The following is a 19,906-nucleotide window of genomic DNA, read 5'->3' as shown; positions in this document are numbered from 1 at the left end:
TGGCGAGACCCGCCGCGTCACCCTGACCGCCGATCCTCGCCTGCTGGCCAGCTTCGACCCCAAGGCCAAGCGGTGGAACTTGACGGGCGGCCAATATCAGGTCGCTGTCGGCGCGTCCTCGGCCGACCTGACCCTGAAAGGCGCCGCCAAGGTCGCGCCGCGCGCGCTGAAGCCATAACGGAAGGAACGTCATGACCCTTCGCATCGCCGCCCTGGCGGCTGTCACGAGCCTGGGCGCCACCCCGGTTCTGGCGGCCGATCCGACCGTCCCGACCACCTTTGGCCCCGTGGTGGGCGCCGCCGCCGAGGGGGTGGCCGCCTTCAAGGGCGTGCCCTTTGCCGCTCCGCCGATCGGCGCGCTCCGCTGGCGCGCGCCCCAGCCGCCGAAAGCCTGGACCGCGCCGCGCGACGCCAAGGCCTATGGCCCCGACTGTATGCAGAACCCGTTCCCCGGCGACGCCGCCCCCCTGGGCGTCAAGCCGGCCGAGGACTGCCTCTACGCCAATGTCTGGACGCCGGAAGCGGCCTTGAAGGACAAGGTCAAGCGGCCGGTCATGATCTGGATCTATGGTGGCGGCTTCGTCAACGGCGGCAGCTCCCCCGCCGTCTATAGCGGCGATCGCTTCGCCCGCGACGGCGTGGTGCTGGTCAGCTTCAACTATCGCGTCGGCCGCTTCGGCTTCTTCGCCCATCCGGCTCTGACGGCGGCCAAGGCGGACGGCGGACTGCTGGGCAACTATGGCCTGATGGACCAGATCGCGGCGCTGAAATGGGTGCGCGACAACATCGCGGCCTTCGGGGGCGATCCGAACAACGTGACGGTCTTCGGGGAATCGGCGGGCGGCATGTCCGTTCACGCTCTGCTGACGGCGCCCCAGGCCAAGGGACTGTTCAACAAGGCGATCATCGAGTCGGGCGGCGGTCGTCCGCGGCTCTTGCCGGCCCTGCCGCTGACCGCGCCGCCCGGCGCGCGCTCGGCCGAGGCGGCTGGCCTGGCCTTCGCGGCCAAGGCTGGCGTATCCGGCACCGACGCGGCGGCGCTGGACGCCTTGCGCGCCCTGCCGGCCGACACGGTGGTGGACGGCCTCAACATGGCCACCTCGGGCACGCCCACCTGGGGCGGCGGCCCGATGCTGGACGGCAAGATGCTGACCCGCGAGACGCTGGAGGCCTACAAGGCCGGCGCCTGGAGCAAGATGCCGGTCATGGTCGGCGCGACCAGCGCCGACGGCTTCTTCTTCGGCGGCAGCCGCGACCAGGTCTTCGCCCCGTTCGGCGCGCGCCGCGCCGAGGCCGAGGCTCTGTACGACCCCAAGGGCGGCGGCGACATCAAGGTCTATGGTTGGGCGGCGGCGGGCGACCGCATGTTCATCGAACCCGCCCGCGCCGTGGCCAAGACCCTGTCGGCCCAGGGCGCGCCAGTCTATCAGTTCCGCTTCTCGTATGTGGCCGAGAGCCTGCGCGGGCAGTGGTGGGGGGCGCCGCACGCCACCGAGATCCCGTTCGTGTTCGACACGGTCGACGCGCGCTACGGCGCGGCCCTAACCCCCGCCGACGCGGCGGCCGCCAAGGCGGCGCACGCCTACTGGATCGGCTTCGCCAAGACGGGCGTTCCGGCCATGTCCGGCGGCCCGGCCTGGCCGCGATATGAGGCCGCCTCGGACAGGATCATGGACTTCTCCTGGCAGGGACCCAAGGTCGTCGCCGATCCGCTGAAGGCCCGTCTGGACCTCGTCGAGGCCACGACCCCATGACGATGATCATCGTCGACTCCGACCAGGTCCGTCGCCTGCGAAGCTTGCTGCCGGCGATCACCAAGGCGCATCTGCAAGGCACGCTGGGCATCAGCGAGACCACCTGGGTGCGTCTGCGGGACAAGCGTCCGATCCGGCGCTCGACCTACGATCGGTTGATGCGCCGCTCCGCCGCCATGACCTAGAGCCTTATCCGCTCGAATGGACTGATTTGAGCGGATAACAGGCCCTAGATTCAAATGTTTAGAGCGCGTTCGAGCGGCTTAACCGCTCACGCTTAAACCGAACGCGCGCTCGGCCGCAGCCGGCTTCAACGCGAACGTCCGCGCGCGGACACCGGCCACAGCGCCACCAGGGTGTCGCCCTCGACGACGTGGTAGGTGTCGTAGAGGTTCACCGTCGGGTCGCAGTGCGGCGCGCGCAAGGTGACGCGCTCGCCGAGCGCGGGAGGCGTCTGGCCCGGGGGCGGCAGGATCGCCCCATGCTCGTCGCCCATGAAGAAGTAACGCGAGCCCTCCGGCGCGCCGCCGACCACCTTGGGCGGGTCGGCGTCGGTCGACAGGGCCTTGTAGCCGGCGTCCACCGTGGCCAGAGCCGGCGTATTGGCGCTGACGACCCGGGCCTCGACGAACAACGACGGCTCGTAGGGGCTCTGGTCGGCCCCCGCGCCGGCGATGTCGCAGACCAGGTACTGGTCGTCCATGAACACGTAGGAGCCGACCTGGAACTCGGTGAAGAGGCCTAGCTCGGCGTCGATGCGGTGGGATCCGGTGCCCGAGCCGGTGACGATCGGCGGCGGGGCGCCGGCCGCGGTCAAGGCCTCGACCACCGAGCGGATATAGGCGCCGCGCTCCTCCACCGCGCCCTTGCGGTCGGCGAAGCCTTCGATGTGCTGCTGCATCCCGCAATAGCACTGCAAGCCGGCATAGAGCAGGCTCGGCTGGGACTGGATCGCCTTCAGCAGGTCGATGGCGGCGTCCGGAGAGCTGACGCCCGTGCGATGGATACCGGGATCGAGGTCGATGACCACCTTCAGCGATTTGCCGCCGCCGCTGGCCGCTTCGCCTAGGGCCGCGACATTGGCGGGATGGTCGACGACGACCATCAGGTCGGTGGTCGCCGCGTTCAGCGCGACCAGTCGGGCGATGGCGGGGGGCGACACCACCGGCGAGGTGATCAGGAGGCCGCTCGTGATCCCGCCCTCCGCGAGGGCCTCGGCCTCGCCGAGCTTGGCGCAGCAGAAGCCCACGGCGCCGGCGGCCCGCTGCAGCTTGGCGATGTCCACGCTTTTGTGGGTCTTGGCATGGGGGCGAAGCTTGATCCCCTTCTCGGCGGCGAAGGCGGCCATGCGCGCGATATTGCGCTCCAGGGCGGCGCGATCGACCACCAGCACGGGCGTGTTGAGCGCGTCGCGCGAGCCGGGAACGCCGATCAGCCCGGCGTGGAGGTCTTGGTCGGTCATCACGCTTCCTCTAAAGCCCGAAGAGCTGGGTCAGGTGAGTATTGGCGAACTTGGCCGTCGGATCCCAGGCCTGGCGGACCCGCAGGAAGTCGCCGACGCGCGGATAGAGGCGATGGACGTCGTCGGCGGTCAGGGTGTGGCGCTTGGCCCAATGCGGACGGCCGCCGCCGTCGCGCATCACCGCCTCGATCTCCGCGAACGCCGGCCGCCAAGGCATCTTGGCGTACTGGTGCAGCGAGACCGAGGCGCCGGGACCCGCGTTGAAGGGGCTCATCCAGATATCGTCGCCCGCGACCAGTCGGAACTCCAGCGGAAAGGTGATCGGCAAGCGGCGCTGGCGGATATGGGCGATAGCCGCCTTCAGGGTCGGGAGGCCCGAGGCGCGGGGCAGTTCGTATTCCATCTCCTCGAAACGGATGTTCCGCTCGGCCGGGAAGATCTCGTAGGCCGGGCCGACACGACGAGTGGCCTTGCCCATGGTGCGCATGACCAGTCTTTGCAGCGCCGGGGTCAGCGCCGGCAGGGCGGCGCAGAGGTCGCAGATCGCGCGGAAGGCGCCTTCGGACTCGTCGCCGATCTCCTTGGCCGCGCGGCCCGTTTCGGTCGGCGCGATCGGGTGCAAGGACTTCAGGATCACGTCGTCCGAATAGGGAAAGATGAAGAACTCCATGTGTCGCGTGGCCGCGCTCAGCTCGTCCAGGCGCTCGGCCACCTCCGCCAGCGGTCGGCGTTCGATGCGTTCTTCCAGGTGATAGGCGGGGGCGACCTGGATCCGGATGGCGACGGCCACCCCCAGCAGGCCCAGCGACAGCCTTTGGGCCTCGTGGAGGTCCGGATTCAGGTCCGGGTCGCATTCGACGAGCCGCCCGTCGGCGGTCATCAGGCGAAAGCCGAGGACCTGGGTCGACAGGCTGCCCAGCGCCGCGCCGGTGCCGTGGGTGCCGGTCGAGACGGCCCCGGCCAGGGACTGCGGATTGACGTCGCCCTGATTGATCAGCGACAGGCCCTCGGCCCAGAGGGCCGCCGTGAGCCGCTTCAGGCTCCATCCGGCCGGCGCCCACACGGTCTTGCGATCGGGCGCGATCTCGACGGCGCCTTCATAGTCGGAGAGGTTCAGCAGCAGGTCGCCGGTCTCGCAGAGCGGCATGAACGAGTGACCCGCGCCGACCACCCTGACCTTGCGCGCCTGGGTCACCAGGGCCGCCAGTTCCGCGGCCGTGCGCGGCTTGGCCAGCTGGCGCGGCGAGGCCGTGACGCTGCCCGACCAGTTGCTCCACCCCGTCATCCTCGTTTCCCCGTACATGTTTGGCAGGTATGATAGTTATAACTACTATTATGGCAAGTCGTCGCTCCAAGGGCTCAGGGAGAGATCGTCGAACGTGTCGAAATAGCGCTCGAACAGCAGGCAGACCTCGCGGCTCAGGGCGCGCGCGTCCTGGTCGGGTTCCTCGACGGCCATTTCCGCCGCTGAATAGATGAGCTCGACCATCATCTTCATCGCCAGGCGGACGCGGGCGTCCGGCGCGCGCGGATAACGTTGCTTGAGAACCTCGGCGAACCGACTGGCGACGCTGTCGCGCGAAGCGACGCGAAGCGCCTGCAACATGGGCACCGCGCGCAGGGCTCGGCCGATCGACGCGCCGCCCGGGAAACGGCGGGTCATCTCGATCATCTCGACCAGCATGGCGGCGTTCTTCTCGATCCGCTCGGCGGCGGTCGCGCCGTTCATGCCCCCGGCGTCGAGCCAGGCGAAGACCATGTCGTCCTGAGCCTTCATCAGGCGATCGCCCAACTCCTTCAGGATGGCGTGCTTGTTGGGGAAGTAGCGATAGAGCGCCGGCGGGGTCAGGCCGGCGCGCTTGCAGACCGCGTTGGTCGTCAGCTGTTCGAAGCCCATCTCGCGCAGCATCTCGCCCGCGGTCGCCAGAACCACCTCATAGGTGTCCTGACCTCGGGCCTGGGTCGGCCGCAACTTGGCGTCCAGGGCGATGTCGGGGGCGGCGGTCGGTCTGGCCATCGCCTTCGGCATGGCGTTTCTCCTCGAAGTCCGCCTGGACAGGGAGCGCCAGCGCGGCCCGGCGACATGGCGGCGCGGGATGGTAAGTCTCGGAGGCGCCCTTTCGCGACGGCTTCCAAGCCGTAGTTATAACTATCGTTGCGGGCGAGGCTTCGTCCAGCGGTTCGTCCCGTCGGAGGCGTGGGGCGATGGCCGATTTGAATTGCGCGGTTGGCGACATGCTTTCATAACGATACTTACCATTCGGCGCGCGGCTGGCGCGGATGGGTAAGAACAAAGCCGCCAGGGAGGATCGTCTTGCGTCCGAGTCCAGACGAGCGGGTCGCCGCCTATCGCGAACGGGGTTGGTGGCGTGGGGTCACGGTGGATGATCTCTTTCGCCGCGCCGTCGCCGCGCGGGGCGACGCGGAAGCTTTGGTCGATGCGCCCAACCGCGCGGCGCTGGTGGGCTCGCCGCCGCGTCGCCTGAGCTTTTCGCAAGTCGACGCCGAGGTCGACGCCCTCTGCGCGGTGCTGGCCGGGCACGGCGTTGGCCGGGGCGACGTGGTCGCGACCCAGCTGCCCAATCTGGCGGAGGGCGTCGTCGCCTTCCTGGCGTGCGCGCGCATGGGCGCGATCCTCAGTCCGATCGCCATGACCTATCGCGAGCACGAGCTGGGCCAGATCCTGCCCAGCCTAGACGCCAAGGCGCTGATCACGGTGGGCGACTTCCACGGGTGCGACCACGCGACGATGTTCGTCCGGTTGGTCGGCGCCGGCGTCACGCGCGCCAAGGTCTTCACCTTGGACGCCGAGGCGCCTCCGGGCGCTTTGTCGCTGCCGGGTCTGATGGCCGCCGCCGGCGGCTTCGACGCCCCGTCCGATCTGGACGCCGCCGAGGCGCTGACAATCTGCTGGACCTCGGGCACCGAGGCCATGCCCAAGGGCGTGCCCCGACATCACGATCATTGGGTCGTCAATGGCGAGGCGCTCGTCGAGGCCGCGGAGCTGGGGGAGGGGGATACGATCCTGAACCCGTTCCCCCTGATCAACATCGCCGCCATCGGCGGGATGGTGATGCCCTGGATCCTCTGCCAGGGCCGGCTGGTTCAGCACCATCCGTTCGATCTTCCCGTCTTCCTGGAGCAGATGGAGACCGAGCGCGTCGTCTATTCCGTCGCGCCGCCCGCCGTGCTGACCATGCTGTTGCGCAACGAGGACCTGCTGGCCGGACGGGATCTGTCGGCGCTGCGCTGCATGGGCTCGGGCTCGGCGCCCCTGTCGCCTTGGATGGTGCGGCGCTGGCAGGAGGCGTTCGGCGTCACGATCATGAACGTTTTCGGCTCGAACGAGGGATGCTCGCTGTTTTCGACGGGAGCCGCCATTCCCGATCCGGAGCAGCGGGCGCGCTATTTCCCGAGGTTCGGGGCGGAGGGGCTCGAATGGCCGAACGCCTTCGCCCGGAAGATCCGCACGCGCCTGGTCGACCCGGCCACGGGCGAGGAGGTTGGCGAGCCCGGACGACAAGGCGAATTGCGCATCGCCGGCGCGATGACCTTCGATGGCTACTGGAAGGCTCCGGACCTGACCCGGGCCGCGTTCGACGAGGACGGCTGGTTTCGCAGCGGCGACCTCTTCGAGATCGCGCCCGACGGGGACCGGCGCTTCTATCGCTTCGTCGGACGCAGCAAGGAAATCATCATCCGGGGCGGCGTCAATATCTCGCCGGCCGAGCTGGACGGCCTCATCGAGAGCCACGCCAAGGTGCGCGAGGCCTGCTGCGCCGCCTATCCCGACGAGCGGCTGGGCGAGCGGGTCTGCGCGATCGTCGCTCTAAAGGCGGGCGAGGCCGATCTGTCGCTGGAGGAGGTCAACGCCCACCTCCGCGCCCAGAACATCGCCACGTTCAAGCTGCCCGAAAAGCTGCGGATCGTGCCGGCCTTGCCGCGCAACGCCCTGGGCAAGGTCCTGCGGCGCGATCTGGCGGGAGTCGCCGCTAGCTGAACAGTGATTATACTGACTTGCATAGGCGCACGCGTTCGGGCGATTTTATGGGGACCACGCGAGCGAGCGGTCGGACACCCGAAAGATGCAGTCTTCGAAATTCATCCGTACCTGCTCGATCTGGCGGGCGCTGGAAGTGGTCGGCGACACGGCCGTTCTGCTGATCCTCGAGGCCAACTGGATCGGGGCGCGGCGCTTCGACGACCTGCGGGAACGCACAGGGCTGTTGCAGTCCAAGCTCAGTGATCGTCTCAAGCGCCTGGTCGCCGCGGGCGTGCTTGAGAAGGTCCGCTATGTCGACGCGCCGCCGCGTTACGAGTACCGCATGACCCGCAAGGGGCTGGATCTCTACTGGCCGGCGCTGATGATGCTGCGCTGGGAGCGCCGCTGGTCCCAGCGTCCGGGCGGCCTCAGGCTCAAGCTGCGCCACCGTCTCTGCGGTCAGGTGTTCGAGCCGGTCCCGACCTGCCTGACCTGCGGCGACGAGATCGATCCGCGCGATGTCGACTGGGCCGAAGGCCCGGGCGTGGGTTGGATGGCGCCGCTCTACAGCCGCCGCCGCCAGCAGCGCAATAGCGGCGAGGCCGAGTCCAGCCTGATGGTCGACGTGGCCCAGATCACTGGCGACCGATGGGCGGGTCTGGTGCTGCGCTCGATCTTCACGGGGCTGCGCCGCTTCGACGAGATCCATCGCGACACCGCCATGGCCACCAATATCCTCTCCGAACGGCTGTCTTGGCTGATCGGCATCGGGGTGATCCGCCAGCACGAACTGACCGGCAAGCGCTTCGAATATCGCCTGACCGAAAAGGGCCTCGACTACTATCCGGTGCTTTTGATGCTGCTGCGCTGGGGCGACCGGTACTATGTCTCGCCCGAGGGGCCGCCGCTGATCCTACGCCACAAGTCCAACGCTCACGCGCTGGATCCGGCCGTGACCTGTTCGTGCTGCGGCCAGCCGGTCGAGCCGCACGACGTGACCTTCGAGATCCTCGAGGCACCGGCCAAGACGCCGGAAAACGCGGCCTGACGGACGGCGAGGGAAAAATCCCGCCGAACATACTTTCATAACAAGACTATCCGGTCTAAGCTTTCTCCAACAAGGGAGGAGGCATGACGTTTCGCGTCATCCAGTGGGCCACGGGCGCCATGGGCAAGACCTGTCTGCGGGCGGTTCTGGACCATCCCGACATGACGCTCGTGGGTCTCTATGTGTATGGCGCGGCCAAGGCGGGGCGGGACGCGGGCGATATCGCCAAGCGCCCGGCGACCGGCGTCCTGGCGACCACAGACGTCGAAACGATCCTAGCCCTGGACGCGGACGTCGTGATCCACTGCGCGCGCCTGGCGCCGCCTTACGGCTCGCACGACGCCGAAATCCTGCGCCTGCTGGAAAGTGGCAAGAACGTCATCAGTATCAACGGTTATAGCGATCCCCTCGCCTGGCGGGGCGAGCGGTTGGCGGCGTTGGAAGCGGCCTGTCGCAAGGGCGGAGCCAGCCTGATGGGCGCGGGCCTCAACCCCGGTTTCGCGGCCGAGCAGTTGGCGGTCGTCGCCAGCGGGATCTGCGCCGACATCGACGCCATCGAGGTGGTCGAGAGCGTCGACTGCCGCGCGGTGCGCAGCCCCGAATATGTTTTCGACGTCCTGGGCTTTGGCTCGGATCCGGCCAAGGTCGATCCGAACGATCCCGCCTGGGGACCCGCCTCATCGCTGAACGGCATGTACGCCGAAACCCTGTCGGCGATGGCCAAGTCGATGGGCCTGTCCCTTTCGCGCATCGTTACCGAGCACCGGGTGTTTGGCGCGACCGAAGCGCTTGAGGTCGCGGCGGGTACGATTGCGCAAGGGCGCGTGGCGCATGTGAACTGGCGGTGGATCGGCCACGCCGAGGGCGATCGGCGGCTGATCATGTCGATCCACTGGTTCATGGAGCCGGCCCATCTGGACGAGGCCGATCCGCCGCTATGGCGGCTCAAGATCCAGGGGCGGCCGGGCGTGCGCATCGCTGTCGATCTCGATAAGCATCCCGAGGACAGGACGCCGACCACGGCCGAGCAGTGGGCGGTGGCGGGCAGCGTCATCAACGCCATTCCCGTGGTTTGCGCCGCCGAGCCCGGTCCGGTGACCCGGCCGCTGGCCACGCCGTTCCGGTTGAACCCAGACCGGAGGGCGCTGGCATGACCGGCGGCGCGGATCTTGAGGGGCGGGTCGTCATCGTCACCGGGGCCGGCAAGGGCCTGGGGCGGGCCTACGCTCTGGACCTGGCGCGGCGGGGCGCGCGGGTGGTCGTCAACAACCGATGGACGGATAGGGCCCAGCCGTCCTCCGCCGAGGCGGTGGTCGCCGAGATCCGCGCTCTGGGCGGCCAGGCTATCGCCGATCATGGCGAGGCCGAGCTGGCCGAGACCGGTCGGGCCTTGGTGGACCTGGCGCTCTCGACATTTGGTCGGCTGGATGCGGTGGTCTCCAACGCCGGCGTGCCCCAGACCGCGCGCCTGCATCGCCAGACGGCCGAAGACTTCCAGCGCGTCTTCGACATCAATTTCCAGGGGGCCTTCTATCTGGTCCACGCCGCCTGGAGCGCGCTGTGCGCCGCGCCGGCCGGACGCATCGTGCTCAGCGCCTCCTCGGCGGGACTGCACGGCGGCGACGGCATGGCGGCCTACGCCTCGTCCAAGGCCGCGCTGATCGGCCTCGTGCGAGGCCTGGCCGTCGAGGGGCGGCAGCGCGGCCTGATGATCAACGCCATCGCCCCCTACGCGGCGACGGCGATGACCACGCCCCACCTGTCGGCGCCGCTGGCCGAGCGGATGGATCCGGCCGACGTCGCGCCGCTGGTCTCCTGGCTGGTCAGCGAAGCCTGCGACATCAGCGGACAGACTCTGATCTCGGGCGGCGGGCGCCTGCGCGCGGCCTGGGCGGTCGAGGGACCGCCGGTGCTGCTGACCGACGATACTGGCGCGGCGGTTCGCCTCGCGCTCGCGGACGGGCCGCGCGAGACCTACGAGGACGCGCATCAGGCCTTCGCCGCCTTCATGGACGGCCGGCCGGCGTTGCGCGCCAGGCCGGAACTTCGGGATTGAAACAACGACGCGGCGGACGCCGCGCGCAGGGTGAGGAAACGATCATGGTCTACATTCTGGGCGGCTGGCAGAGCGACTTCTCCCGCAACTGGGCGCGCGAGGGCATGGAGGTGGTCGACGGCTTCGCCGAGGCGGTCGAGAACGGCCTCGAGGCCGTGGGCCTGGACGCCAAGGACGTCGAGAGCGGGCACGTCGGCAATTTCGTCGCCGAGCTGTTCGCCAACCAGGGCCTGCTGGGCGGCTTCTTCGGGCAGGTGCATCCCGACTTCGACGGCCTGCCGACCGCGCGGCACGAGGCGGCCTGCGCCTCGGGCTCGGTCGCCATCCTGGCCGCCAGCGCCGAGATCGAGGCCGGCCGCTACGACCTGGCCTGCGTGGTCGGCCTGGAGCAGATGCGCAACGTGCCCGGCCAGCGCGCGGCCGAATATCTGGGCGCGGCCGCCTGGACCGGCCACGAGTTCCAGGACGCCACCTACCTCTGGCCCAGGGCCTTCTCCGATCTCGCCGACGAGTACGACCGCCGCTATGGCCTGAAGTACGAGCATCTGATGCGCATCGCCGAGATCAATTTCGCCAACGGCAAGCGCAATCCCAACGCCCAGACGCGGCAGTGGGCGTTCAACGACAAGAGCTTCACCGCCAACGACGAGTTCAATCCGGTGGTCGAGGGGCGCACGCGCAAGCAGGATTGCGGCCAGGTGACCGATGGCGCGGCCGTGATCTTCCTGGCGTCCGAGACGCGCGCCGCCGAATACGCCGCCAAGCGCGGCGTTTCGCTGGAGAGTTTGCCGCGCATCAAGGGTTGGGGCCATCGCTCGGCGCCGATCTCATACGGGACCAAGGTGCGGGCGAGCGCCGACAACCCCTATGTCTTCCCGCAGGTGCGTCGGGCGATCGAGGACGCGCGGGCGAGGGCGGGCGTGACCGACCTTGGCCAGATCGACGTGGTCGAGACCCACGACTGCTTCACCGCCACCGAATACATGGCCATCGATCATCTGGGCCTGACCGCGCCGGGCGAGTCCTGGAAGGCGATCGAGGCGGGCGATATCGAGATCGGCGGCAAGTTGCCGATCAACCCGTCCGGCGGGCTGATCGGCCTGGGCCATCCCGTCGGCGCAACCGGCGTTCGCATGGCCCTGGACGCCTTCAAGCAGGTCACCGGCCAGGCCGGCGACTATCAGGTCGAAGGCGCCAAGACCTGCCAGACCCTGAACATCGGCGGATCGACCACCACGACGGTCAGCCTGGTCGTGGGGGTCTGACCATGGTCGACATCCTGGAAAAGCCGCGCCTGGCGCCGTTCCGGCCGACCGACCTGATGCCGGTCGACCTTGACGTCGAGCGCCGCGCCGACGGCGCGATCCTGATCCGCTCCCGCGTGCCCTTGGCGCCGCACGATCCCAACCTGCCGCGCGCCTTCGCCGAGCGGGCGGCCAAGAGCGGCGACCGGCCGGCCCTGGCCCATCGCGGCGCGGACGGCCAGTGGTCCTACACCCGCTTCGCCGATCTGAAGCGCGACATGGACGCGGCGACCCAGTGGTTGATCGACCGTCCGGAAAAGGGGCCGGTGCTGATCCTGGCCGGCAATACCCGCGCGTTCGCGGTGATCAGCTTCGCGGCCCTGGCTTCCGGCCGGAGCGCCTGCCCGGTCAGCACGACCTACGCCGCCCTGGGCGGCGACTACGGCCGCCTGGCCCATGTCATCGATAAGGTGAAGCCGGGCGTTATCTTCGCCGAGAATACAAAGGCTTGCGCGGCCGCCTTGTCGGCGCTCAACCTTGGCGGGGCGGTGATCGTCACCGGCGACCCGGAAGGCCTGGACAAGCCGGCCATCGCTTATGACGCCATCCTGGAAACGCCCGTGACCGCCGAGGTCGACGCCCTCATCGCCAGCTTGCGCCCCGAGGATCGCGCGCTGCTGATGCTGACCTCGGGCTCGACCGGCCTGCCCAAGGTGGTGCCGATCACCTTCGCCAACCTGGCCGCCAACACGACCCAGTGCATCCAGACCATCGGCAAGGCGGCCGGCTGGGATAGCGTCATGCTGGATTGGCTACCCTGGCACCACGCCGCCGGCGCCTTCGTGTTGCGGGCGACCCTGCTGGAGGGCGGTGTGCTCTACATCGACGACGGCAAGCCCGCGCCCGGTCTATTCGAGACCTCGATCGCCAATCTGCGTGAGATCTCGGTCCGCTATTTCAACAATGTGCCGCTGGGCTACGCCATGCTGGTCGACGCCCTGGAGCGTGATCCGGTGCTGCGGACCGCCTTCTTCAAGGACATGCGGCTGATGCTGTATGGCGGCGCGGGCCTGTCGCAGAGCGTCCATGACCGCCTGCAGGCCATGGCCGTGGCCGAGACCGGCCACCGGATCATGATGACCAGCGGCTACGGCATGACCGAGACCGTCTCGGCTTTCATGGTCATTCACTTCGAGAGCGACAAGGTCGGCATCGGCCTTCCGGCCCCGGGCGCGATCGTCAAGCTATGGCCTGTCGGCGACCGGTACGAGGTTCGGGTGAAGGGCCCGCAGGTCACGGCCGGGTATCTGGACGAACCGGAAAAGACCGCGGCGGCGTTCGACGACGAGGGTTATTACCGCACCGGCGACCTTGCGGTGTTCCACGACCCGAACGATCCGACCCAGGGCCTGGCCTTCGCCGGCCGCGCGGCCGAGGAGTTCAAGCTGTCCAGCGGAACCTGGGTATATGGCGGCGCGCTGCGGGAGGGGCTGCTGCGCGCCCTGTCGCCGCACGTCACGGACCTGGTGCTGTGCGACGACGGCCGGCCCTATCTGGGCGTGATGCTGTGGACCAAGGGCGAGGTTGATCCAGCGGATATCGCCGAGCGGCTGCGGGCCTTCAACGCCGGCCAAACAGGCGGCGCCGCGCGGGTGCGCCGAGCCCTGGTCCTGACCACGCCGCCAGACGCCAACGCCCACGAGATCTCGGACAAGGGCACGATCAATCGACGCGCGGTCATCGACCGGCGCGTCGGCGAGGTCGAGCGCCTGTTCGCCGAAAGCCCCGACGCCGGGGTGATCGACCTTTCCTGAGATCGTCTCGAATTTCACGCGATCGATCATAAGCTTGAACGAAGAACATGACGTCGGCGAGAGCGCGGCGTCGGGGGAGATTTCATGCCGGACTACCTGCTGATACCGATCGTCAACGCCGGGGTGATCCTGGCCCTGTTCGTCGCGGCCTGGGCGATCTGCGTGGCCCAACGCGACTGCACGCCCGTCGACAGCCTGTGGGGGCTGGGCATGGGGGCGGTGGCGATTTCGACCTATGTCCAGACCGGCGGCGGCACGCCGCATCGTATGGCGATGACCGCGATCTGCGTGGCGTGGGCGCTGCGCCTGGGCGGCTACATGCTGTGGCGTTGGCGCGATCATGGGCCCGACGGCCGCTATGTCCGGATGCTGGACAAGGCCAAGGCCGAGCGTGGCTGGGGCTATGGCTACGCCGCCTTCCGCCTGGTGTTCGCGCTGCAGATGCCGCTGCTATGGCTGGTCTGCCTTCCGGTGCAGCTGGGCCAGCTGTCCGGCGCGCCCGCGACCTTGGGACCGCAGGGCCTGGCCGGCGCCGGCCTGGCGATCTTCGGCCTGATCTTCGAGAGCGTCGCCGACTGGCAGCTGGTGCGGTTCCGCAAGACCCCCGCCAACGCCGGCCAGGTGATGGACAAGGGTCTGTGGCGCTATACGCGTCACCCGAACTATTTTGGCGACGCCTGTGTCTGGTTCGGGCTGTGGGTGATGGCCGCGACGACGCCGATCGGCGCGCTGTCGGTGATCGGTCCGGCGTGGCTGGTCTTCACCCTGACCCGTTGGAGCGGCGTGCCGACCGTCGAAGGCCGCATGAAGCGCAAGAAGCCCGGCTATGAGGACTATATGCGCCGCACCTCGGGCTTTTTCCCCTGGCCGCCCAAGCGTCCGGAGAGCGTCTGAGCGATGGCCCTGCCTCAAGCCATCGCCGACCGGCTGCGCATCCCCGCCATCGCCGCCCCGATGTTCCTGGTTTCGGGCGTCGACATGGTGCTGGGCGCCTGCCGCGCGGGAATCATCGGTTCGTTCCCGGCCAACAACGCCCGCACGCTGGAGGACTTCGACGCCTGGCTGGCCCAGATCGGCGGCGCGCTGGAGCCTGGGACGCCTTGGGCCGTCAATGTGATGGTCCACGGCTCCTATGCGCGCCGCGACGAGGAAATGGCGCTGATCCTCAAGCATCGGCCGCCGATCGTCATCACGGCTCTGGGCGCGCCCAGCGGCGTGGTGGACGCCGTGAAGGGCTATGGCGGGCTGGTGTTCGCCGACGTCAATTCTCTGACCCACGCCCGCAAGGCCGCGGCGGCGGGCGTCGACGGGCTCGTGCTGGTGGCTTCCGGCGCCGGCGGCCACACCGGCCCGCTGGCCGCCTTCGCCTTCGCCCCGGCGGTGCGCGAGATCTTCGACGGCGTCATCGTGCTGGGCGGCGGCATCGGGCAGGGACGGGCGATCCGCGCGGCCGAGCTGCTGGGCGCGGATCTGGCCTATCTGGGCACCCGGCTGATCGCCTGCGCCGAGAGCATCGCCGACCCGGCCTATAAGCGGATGCTGGTCGAGGCCGAGATCGAGGACATCGTCACCTCGGCCGCCCTGACCGGCATCCCGGCCAACTGGCTGCGCCAGAGCTTGGCCGCCGCCGGCTTCGACCCGGCGATGCTGACCGGCAAGGCGGAGATCAAGCTGGGGCGGCCCGAGGAGACGGCCAAGCGCTGGAAGGACGTCTGGTCGGCGGGCCACGGCGTCGGCGCGGTGCGGGGCATCGAGCCGATCGCCGATATCGTCGACGACCTGGCCAAGGACTACGCCCAGGCGCGGGCGCGATGAGGCGGCGCCGGCGCGACCGTTTGCGCCCGCGCCGGGTTCTGCGTACAGACGGTCAACCGGGGCGAACGACGCGCCCCGCCGAACCTGGGTCGCCATGGCGGAAGATAGCAGCGGGGACAGCCAAGCGCCCCGCGCCCTGAACCAACTCGTGCAGGCCAACTCCGCGACGCGCGCGCTGAACATCCTCGGCGACCGCTGGACCCTGATGATCCTGTACCTGGCGTTCTCGGGCGTGCGGCGGTTCGACGATTTCCAGGGACGGATCGGTCTGGCGCGCAGCCTGTTGACGGACCGCCTCAAGCGCCTTCAGGCCGCGGGCGTTCTGGTCAAGAGACCGTATGCCGAGCGCCCCACCTGGCACGAATACCGCCTGACCGAGATGGGGCGGGACCTCTACAGCGTGGCCCTGGCGCTGATCGGCTGGGAGCGACGCTGGTTCTTCGATCCGTGCAACCCGATCCACCGACTGCGCCATAGCTGTGGGGCCGAGTTCACGCCCCAACTGCGTTGCGGTTGCTGTCGCCAGCCGGTCGGACCGCGCGATGTGGTCGGCGAGCCCGGGCCGGGCGCGGGCTACGAACCCTCGCCGCCGCCTCGCGTCCAGCGCCGCTCGATCGTGCCGTCCGAGGGGCTGAATCGGGGCAATCCGATGCTGGACCGGGCCTTTCAGGTGCTTGGCGACCGCTGGACCAGTCATGTGATCGCCTCGGCCTTCCTGGGGCGTCGGCGGTTCAACGAATTCCAGGAGGCGATGGGCATCGCGCCGAACATCCTGGCCGATCGGCTGGCGCGACTGGTTGAACTGGGCGTGCTGCGGCGCGACCTCTACCAGACGCGCCCGGACCGCTGGGAATACCGGCTGACCGAGGAGGGCAGGGGGCTGCACCCGCTGATCATCGAGCTGAACCGCTGGGGCGACCGCTGGCTGGCCAAGCCGGAAGGCGCGCCGCTGATCCTGCGCCATCTTGCCTGCGGACACCCGCTGGACCCCCAGATCGTCTGCGACCAGTGCGGCGAGCCGGCCAATCTCGATACGGTGCGCGCGCCTGCCGCCGACGGGGTTTAGCGGGCCACGGGGCGCCCGATCATCTCCTTGACCTCGTCGGAGAGCGGCTCGCCGTTCTTCATGGCGATGCTCAGGCGGCCGTCGAAATACTCGCGCCACTCGCGGATCAGCTCGCCCCGGAACTCCAGGCTGCCGGCGTAGGGGATGGCGATGTGCTCGCCGGTGTGGAACCAGAACTCATCCACCCCTTCCATGAACAGGCGGTGGTCGTTCTCGGCGTAGTCGAAGATCCGCCAGGCGTTGGTCTTGATCTTGGCGGCCATGGCGGTCAGCGCCTGGCGCATCGCCGCCTTGCCTCGGATCGCCGGCGCGAAACCGCCTGAGTTGCGCCAGACGATGTCGTCGGTGACGTGGGCCAGAACACCCTCGACGTCCTGCTTCTTCCAGGCGGCGATGACGGCTTCGAGCACTTGGAACTTGGTCATGGGAACGGTTGCTTTCGCCAGGGTGGGGACAGTGGCCAGGCCCAGGGCGCCGGCGACGAAGGCGCGGCGGTGCGGTGTCATCGGTCGGCCTTCCGCGCGAGCAGGGTCTCAACCTGCGCGGTGAAGGGCTCACCGGCCTTCTGGGCGGCGATGACGCCCAGGTCGACATAGTCGCGCCAGCCGATGATCAGGTCGCCTTGGAACTCCAGCACGCCGGCATAGGGCACGGCCATGCGCTTGCCGTCGGTCGTGCGGTAGTCGTCGACGCCCTCCAGGAACAGAAGGTTCCCGGCCTCAGCGTGGTTGAAGATCCGCCACTGGATGTCGTGCATGTCGGCCTGGAAGCGCCGAAGCAGCTTCTCGGCCCCAGCCTTGCCCCGCACCGGCGGCATGCCCGGCGCGGCGTAGTGCCAGACGATGTCGTCGGCCATGTGGGCCAGCACCGCCTCGACATCCTTGGCCTGCCAAGCGGCGATCACCTCGGAGAGGATGGAAAACAATCGAGCCATGTCACTCCGCTCGGGAAGGAAGGGGGCGCCGGGCGCGACGAGGCGACCGGCGCTCGGGACGGGACGTCTAGAACTTGGTGGCGAGTTCGACGCCGAAGGTGCGGGGCGGGCCGAACGAGGACACCGCGTCGCCCAGGATGTCGATGATATTGGTGCGATAGACCTTGTCGCCGAGGTTCCGCGCCCAGATCGACGCCGACCAGGGTTTGTCCGGCGGCGCCAAGGTGATGCGCCCGTCGAGCAGGCCGTAGGGCTTTTCGGTCTGGACGTTGTCGGGGGCCCAGTAGAGCTTGCCTTGCTTCTTGTAGGCCAGTCGGAACTGCAGGGCGTCTTCCAGGCCCAGGACGCTGGTCGTGTATTCGACGCCGGCCGAAACCTGGTACTTGGGTGTCCGCTGCATGAAGAGGTTATTGTACGAGATCTTCGTCACCGGATCGACATAGTCGGTGTACTTGGCGTTCAGCACCGAACCGCCCAGCCATAGGCGCACGCCGTGGGCTGGGGCGATCTGGAACTCGCTCTCGACGCCCTTGATCTCCGCCGCGCCGGCGTTGGCGATGACGTTGCAGAGGCAGGTGCCGTCGGTGCGCTGCACCTGCAGGTCCGTATAGTCCATGAAGAACACCGAGGTGTTCCACCGCGCGCGGCGGTTCAGGAACTCCCACTTGTAGCCGGCCTCGTAGTTGGTGACCGACTCCGGCCGATAGGCCTGGCGGGCGGCGAAGGCGTTGGGCGCGTCGTTCTGGAAGCCGCCGCCCTTGAAGCCGACCGAAACGGTTAGATAGGTCATCAGGTCCGCCGTCGGGGTCCAGGTCAGGGTGGCCTGCGGCGTGACCTTCGACCACTTCTCGCCATACGGCGTCGAGAAGCCGGCCGCGTCGGTCAGAGGCGTTAGGGGCGTGGTGTCGTTCGGCTTGAACCGATCGCCCAGCGCGATGGCCTTGCCCAGCTGGGTCCCGCTCTTCTTGTCGGTGGTGTAGCGGACGCCGGCTTCCAGCTTCAGGGTGTCGGTGAACTTGTAGCCAAGCTGGGCGAAGGCAGCGAGGTCGCGGTTCAGGCCATGGTCGTCCCAAAGGCTCTCGCCGGACAGAGCCGCCAGCACCGTGCTCTCGCCCCAGAAGTGGTTCAGCTGATGCACCTTGTTGTGCAGGTAGAAGGCCCCGAGGATCCAGTCGAAACGGCTGTCCTTATAGTGCGAGGTCAGGCGGAATTCCTGGGTGAACTGGGCGATGTCCTCGACGAAACTGACCGGTTCGGCGAACAGCAGGGGCGTGATGACGCCGTAGCCGTTGGTCGGGCCGACGCCCGACTGGTCGTACATCGTGAAGGCCTGGCCGCCGCGATAACCGGTCACCGAGGTGAAGCCGATATCGGGCGTGATGTCCTTGTCGACCTTCAGGATGAAGCTGGCGGACTCGTGCTGAACGCGCTGGCGGGTCGGCGCGGCGTCGCCCTGATACTGCGGCCAGGTCGGCAGGCTCTCGCGGATCGACAGGCCTCCCCGCAAGGCGGCGATGGCCAGCCGCGCCTTGTACCAGGGCGCGAAGCACTGCGCGGCGGTGGTGCAGGTGGTCTCGCCCATGCCGACGCGGTTGGGACCATTGCTGGTGTCCCAGTTGTAGTCGGCGATGAAGCGAACGCGCAGGTCGCTGCCTTCCGGCTTGTAGAGCAACTGGCCGCGGATCTGCTTGGAGTCGAGGTTCTCCAGATCGACATCGTGCAGGATGTCCTTGGCGTAGCCGGAGTGGTTGATCGTCTGGAACGACAGGCGGCCGGCCAGGCTGTCGGTGATCGGGCCGGTCACGTGACCCGTGGTCTGCTGCAGATTGTAGTTGCCCAGGGTGACGGCGACATGGCCGCCATAATCGAATTGCGGGGCGGCCGAGATGACGCTGATGGCGCCGCCGGCGACGTTCTTGCCCAGCACCACGCCCTGCGGTCCCCGGATCAGCTCGATGCGGTCGGTGTCGTAGAACGAGGTGTTCAGATTGCCCGAGCGGCTGACATAGACGTCGTCGACGAAGGTCGAGACCGACTGGTCCGCGGTGGGGGCGGAAAGGCGGGTGTTGACCACGCCGCGGATGTTCAGCTCCAGGGCCTGCGGCGAGTTCTGGGTGAAGGACAGGCCAACGGTGGCGTGGCCCAGATCCTCGGAATTCATGATCTTGTTGCGCGCCAGGGCTTCGCCCGCGACGGCCGAGATCGACAGCGGCGCCTGCTGCAGGTTCACCTCGCGCTTCTGGGCGGTGACCACCAGTTCTTCCAGGGTGTTTTGGCCCTTTTCCGGAGAAGGCGGGGTCGCGGCGAAGGCTGGGACGGCCAGGCTGGCCCCCGCCAGCAGGGCCAGCACGGATGCGGATTGAGACAGTTTCATATGACCTCCCCGTCGTTGGGCCGCGCCGTCGTTCGGTCTTCGGGCCCGCCTGATGTCGATGCTCGCCGCGCGGCGAGTTGTTCTCGAATTTCGGGGCGACGGTTGGGGTCGAGCGGTTCTGATCAAGGCCTGGATCAGAAGCTTGCATAAGCCGAGACGCTTGCTCGATGGGGCGGCGAGAAAGGAACGCTCTGCCGCGCGCCGTGAAACCCAGCCGGACGCTCCTCCCTGTACCGTTGTTGTTCTAATTTGGCCTCTGAATAGGAGAATTGCCCGTTTAGTCTCGTAACGCAAGTCGCTATTTGCGGGCGCGTACCGGAGCGTCGATGTGGCGCCGGAAATGCGCGTTCTCCCATC

General features: G+C 68.4%; 18 protein-coding genes. 12 read left to right on the top strand and 6 right to left on the bottom strand.

Annotation, left to right across the window (positions count from 1 at the left end):
* From FCU40_RS02445 to FCU40_RS02435, 3 genes are all read left to right on the top strand, one after another.
* On the top strand, positions 1 to 178 hold a 178-nt coding region (locus FCU40_RS02445; RefSeq protein ID WP_168072651.1), incomplete at its 5' end, for a fibronectin type III-like domain-contianing protein.
* Between the two features lie 13 nt (positions 179 to 191).
* A complete protein-coding gene (locus tag FCU40_RS02440; protein ID WP_168072649.1) occupies positions 192 to 1,754 on the top strand; it encodes a carboxylesterase family protein in 1,563 nt (520 codons plus the stop codon).
* Entirely contained in the window at positions 1,751 to 1,939 is a 189-nt protein-coding gene (locus tag FCU40_RS02435; RefSeq protein ID WP_168072647.1) for a hypothetical protein, read from the top strand. The genes FCU40_RS02440 and FCU40_RS02435 overlap by 4 nt, the downstream gene beginning before the upstream one ends.
* 125 nt (positions 1,940 to 2,064) lie before the next feature.
* Here the strand turns inward: FCU40_RS02435 and FCU40_RS02430 are convergent, their stop codons facing one another.
* The 3 genes from FCU40_RS02430 to FCU40_RS02420 are packed head-to-tail and all read right to left on the bottom strand — an operon-like array spanning position 2,065 to position 5,245.
* Positions 2,065 to 3,216, bottom strand: coding sequence for a DSD1 family PLP-dependent enzyme (locus FCU40_RS02430; RefSeq protein ID WP_168072646.1), 1,152 nt, complete (start codon positions 3,214 to 3,216; stop codon positions 2,065 to 2,067).
* A 10-nt stretch (positions 3,217 to 3,226) separates the two neighbouring features.
* A complete protein-coding gene (locus tag FCU40_RS02425) occupies positions 3,227 to 4,501 on the bottom strand; it encodes a D-arabinono-1,4-lactone oxidase (protein WP_168072644.1) in 1,275 nt (424 codons plus the stop codon).
* Positions 4,502 to 4,549: 48 nt separating this feature from the next.
* A complete protein-coding gene (locus FCU40_RS02420) occupies positions 4,550 to 5,245 on the bottom strand; it encodes a TetR/AcrR family transcriptional regulator (protein WP_168072642.1) in 696 nt (231 codons plus the stop codon).
* A 285-nt stretch (positions 5,246 to 5,530) separates the two neighbouring features.
* Between FCU40_RS02420 and FCU40_RS02415 the strand changes: the two genes are divergently transcribed.
* From FCU40_RS02415 to FCU40_RS02375, 9 genes are all read left to right on the top strand, one after another.
* Positions 5,531 to 7,216, top strand: coding sequence for a class I adenylate-forming enzyme family protein (locus FCU40_RS02415; RefSeq protein ID WP_168072641.1), 1,686 nt, complete (start codon positions 5,531 to 5,533; stop codon positions 7,214 to 7,216).
* Between the two features lie 85 nt (positions 7,217 to 7,301).
* On the top strand, positions 7,302 to 8,246 hold the full coding sequence (locus FCU40_RS02410; RefSeq protein ID WP_168072639.1) for a helix-turn-helix domain-containing protein: 945 nt from the start codon (positions 7,302 to 7,304) through the stop codon (positions 8,244 to 8,246).
* Between the two features lie 83 nt (positions 8,247 to 8,329).
* Positions 8,330 to 9,400, top strand: a complete 1,071-nt coding sequence (locus FCU40_RS02405; RefSeq protein ID WP_168072637.1) for a hypothetical protein — start codon at positions 8,330 to 8,332, stop codon at positions 9,398 to 9,400.
* Positions 9,397 to 10,302, top strand: coding sequence for an SDR family NAD(P)-dependent oxidoreductase (locus FCU40_RS02400; RefSeq protein WP_168072635.1), 906 nt, complete (start codon positions 9,397 to 9,399; stop codon positions 10,300 to 10,302). Before FCU40_RS02405 ends, FCU40_RS02400 begins: the two co-directional genes overlap by 4 nt.
* A gap of 44 nt (positions 10,303 to 10,346) precedes the next feature.
* The gene (locus tag FCU40_RS02395; RefSeq protein ID WP_004615027.1) at positions 10,347 to 11,567 is read left to right on the top strand and encodes an acetyl-CoA acetyltransferase; all 1,221 of its coding nucleotides are present in this window, start codon (positions 10,347 to 10,349) and stop codon (positions 11,565 to 11,567) included.
* Positions 11,568 to 11,569: 2 nt separating this feature from the next.
* Entirely contained in the window at positions 11,570 to 13,360 is a 1,791-nt protein-coding gene (locus tag FCU40_RS02390) for an AMP-binding protein (protein ID WP_168072634.1), read from the top strand.
* An 84-nt stretch (positions 13,361 to 13,444) separates the two neighbouring features.
* Positions 13,445 to 14,254 carry a DUF1295 domain-containing protein gene (locus tag FCU40_RS02385; protein WP_004615029.1) on the top strand — a complete coding sequence of 270 codons (810 nt, stop codon included), beginning with the start codon at positions 13,445 to 13,447 and terminating at the stop codon, positions 14,252 to 14,254.
* Between the two features lie 3 nt (positions 14,255 to 14,257).
* Complete coding sequence (locus FCU40_RS02380) at positions 14,258 to 15,175, top strand: nitronate monooxygenase (protein WP_168072632.1); 918 nt, start codon at positions 14,258 to 14,260, stop codon at positions 15,173 to 15,175.
* Between the two features lie 94 nt (positions 15,176 to 15,269).
* The gene (locus tag FCU40_RS02375; RefSeq protein WP_168072630.1) at positions 15,270 to 16,241 is read left to right on the top strand and encodes a helix-turn-helix domain-containing protein; all 972 of its coding nucleotides are present in this window, start codon (positions 15,270 to 15,272) and stop codon (positions 16,239 to 16,241) included.
* Here the strand turns inward: FCU40_RS02375 and FCU40_RS02370 are convergent.
* The 3 genes from FCU40_RS02370 to FCU40_RS02360 all read right to left on the bottom strand — a co-directional run bounded on the left by FCU40_RS02370 (position 16,238) and on the right by FCU40_RS02360 (position 19,549).
* The gene (locus FCU40_RS02370) at positions 16,238 to 16,747 is read right to left on the bottom strand and encodes a limonene-1,2-epoxide hydrolase family protein (RefSeq protein WP_168072629.1); all 510 of its coding nucleotides are present in this window, start codon (positions 16,745 to 16,747) and stop codon (positions 16,238 to 16,240) included. The two genes, FCU40_RS02375 and FCU40_RS02370, sit on opposite strands and share 4 nt — an antisense overlap.
* Positions 16,744 to 17,175: a limonene-1,2-epoxide hydrolase family protein gene (locus tag FCU40_RS02365; RefSeq protein WP_168072627.1), complete on the bottom strand. Its 432-nt coding sequence runs from the start codon at positions 17,173 to 17,175 to the stop codon at positions 16,744 to 16,746. The genes FCU40_RS02370 and FCU40_RS02365 overlap by 4 nt, the downstream gene beginning before the upstream one ends.
* Before the next feature lie 67 nt (positions 17,176 to 17,242).
* Complete coding sequence (locus tag FCU40_RS02360) at positions 17,243 to 19,549, bottom strand: TonB-dependent receptor (RefSeq protein WP_168072625.1); 2,307 nt, start codon at positions 19,547 to 19,549, stop codon at positions 17,243 to 17,245.
* Positions 19,550 to 19,906: the final 357 nt, after the last annotated feature.

This window comes from Caulobacter sp. SSI4214 (assembly GCF_012184455.1).
GTDB lineage: Bacteria > Pseudomonadota > Alphaproteobacteria > Caulobacterales > Caulobacteraceae > Caulobacter > Caulobacter vibrioides_E.
Note: the sequence above shows the minus strand (reverse complement) of the source record. Positions and strands in the feature narration are given on the sequence as shown.

Excerpts from the sequence above, each read along its gene's own strand:
- FCU40_RS02370 (WP_168072629.1), bottom strand. The coding sequence starts at position 16,747 with ATGACACCGCACCGCCGCGCCTTCGTCGCCGGCGCCCTGGGCCTGGCC.
- FCU40_RS02385 (WP_004615029.1), top strand. The coding sequence starts at position 13,445 with ATGCCGGACTACCTGCTGATACCGATCGTCAACGCCGGGGTGATCCTG.
- FCU40_RS02435 (WP_168072647.1), top strand. The coding sequence starts at position 1,751 with ATGACGATGATCATCGTCGACTCCGACCAGGTCCGTCGCCTGCGAAGC.
- FCU40_RS02380 (WP_168072632.1), top strand. The coding sequence starts at position 14,258 with ATGGCCCTGCCTCAAGCCATCGCCGACCGGCTGCGCATCCCCGCCATC.
- FCU40_RS02425 (WP_168072644.1), bottom strand. The coding sequence starts at position 4,501 with ATGACGGGGTGGAGCAACTGGTCGGGCAGCGTCACGGCCTCGCCGCGC.
- FCU40_RS02405 (WP_168072637.1), top strand. The coding sequence starts at position 8,330 with ATGACGTTTCGCGTCATCCAGTGGGCCACGGGCGCCATGGGCAAGACC.
- FCU40_RS02400 (WP_168072635.1), top strand. The coding sequence starts at position 9,397 with ATGACCGGCGGCGCGGATCTTGAGGGGCGGGTCGTCATCGTCACCGGG.
- FCU40_RS02390 (WP_168072634.1), top strand. The coding sequence starts at position 11,570 with ATGGTCGACATCCTGGAAAAGCCGCGCCTGGCGCCGTTCCGGCCGACC.
- FCU40_RS02375 (WP_168072630.1), top strand. The coding sequence starts at position 15,270 with ATGGCGGAAGATAGCAGCGGGGACAGCCAAGCGCCCCGCGCCCTGAAC.
- FCU40_RS02395 (WP_004615027.1), top strand. The coding sequence starts at position 10,347 with ATGGTCTACATTCTGGGCGGCTGGCAGAGCGACTTCTCCCGCAACTGG.
- FCU40_RS02440 (WP_168072649.1), top strand. The coding sequence starts at position 192 with ATGACCCTTCGCATCGCCGCCCTGGCGGCTGTCACGAGCCTGGGCGCC.
- FCU40_RS02420 (WP_168072642.1), bottom strand. The coding sequence starts at position 5,245 with ATGCCGAAGGCGATGGCCAGACCGACCGCCGCCCCCGACATCGCCCTG.
- FCU40_RS02430 (WP_168072646.1), bottom strand. The coding sequence starts at position 3,216 with ATGACCGACCAAGACCTCCACGCCGGGCTGATCGGCGTTCCCGGCTCG.
- FCU40_RS02360 (WP_168072625.1), bottom strand. The coding sequence starts at position 19,549 with ATGAAACTGTCTCAATCCGCATCCGTGCTGGCCCTGCTGGCGGGGGCC.
- FCU40_RS02365 (WP_168072627.1), bottom strand. The coding sequence starts at position 17,175 with ATGGCTCGATTGTTTTCCATCCTCTCCGAGGTGATCGCCGCTTGGCAG.
- FCU40_RS02410 (WP_168072639.1), top strand. The coding sequence starts at position 7,302 with ATGCAGTCTTCGAAATTCATCCGTACCTGCTCGATCTGGCGGGCGCTG.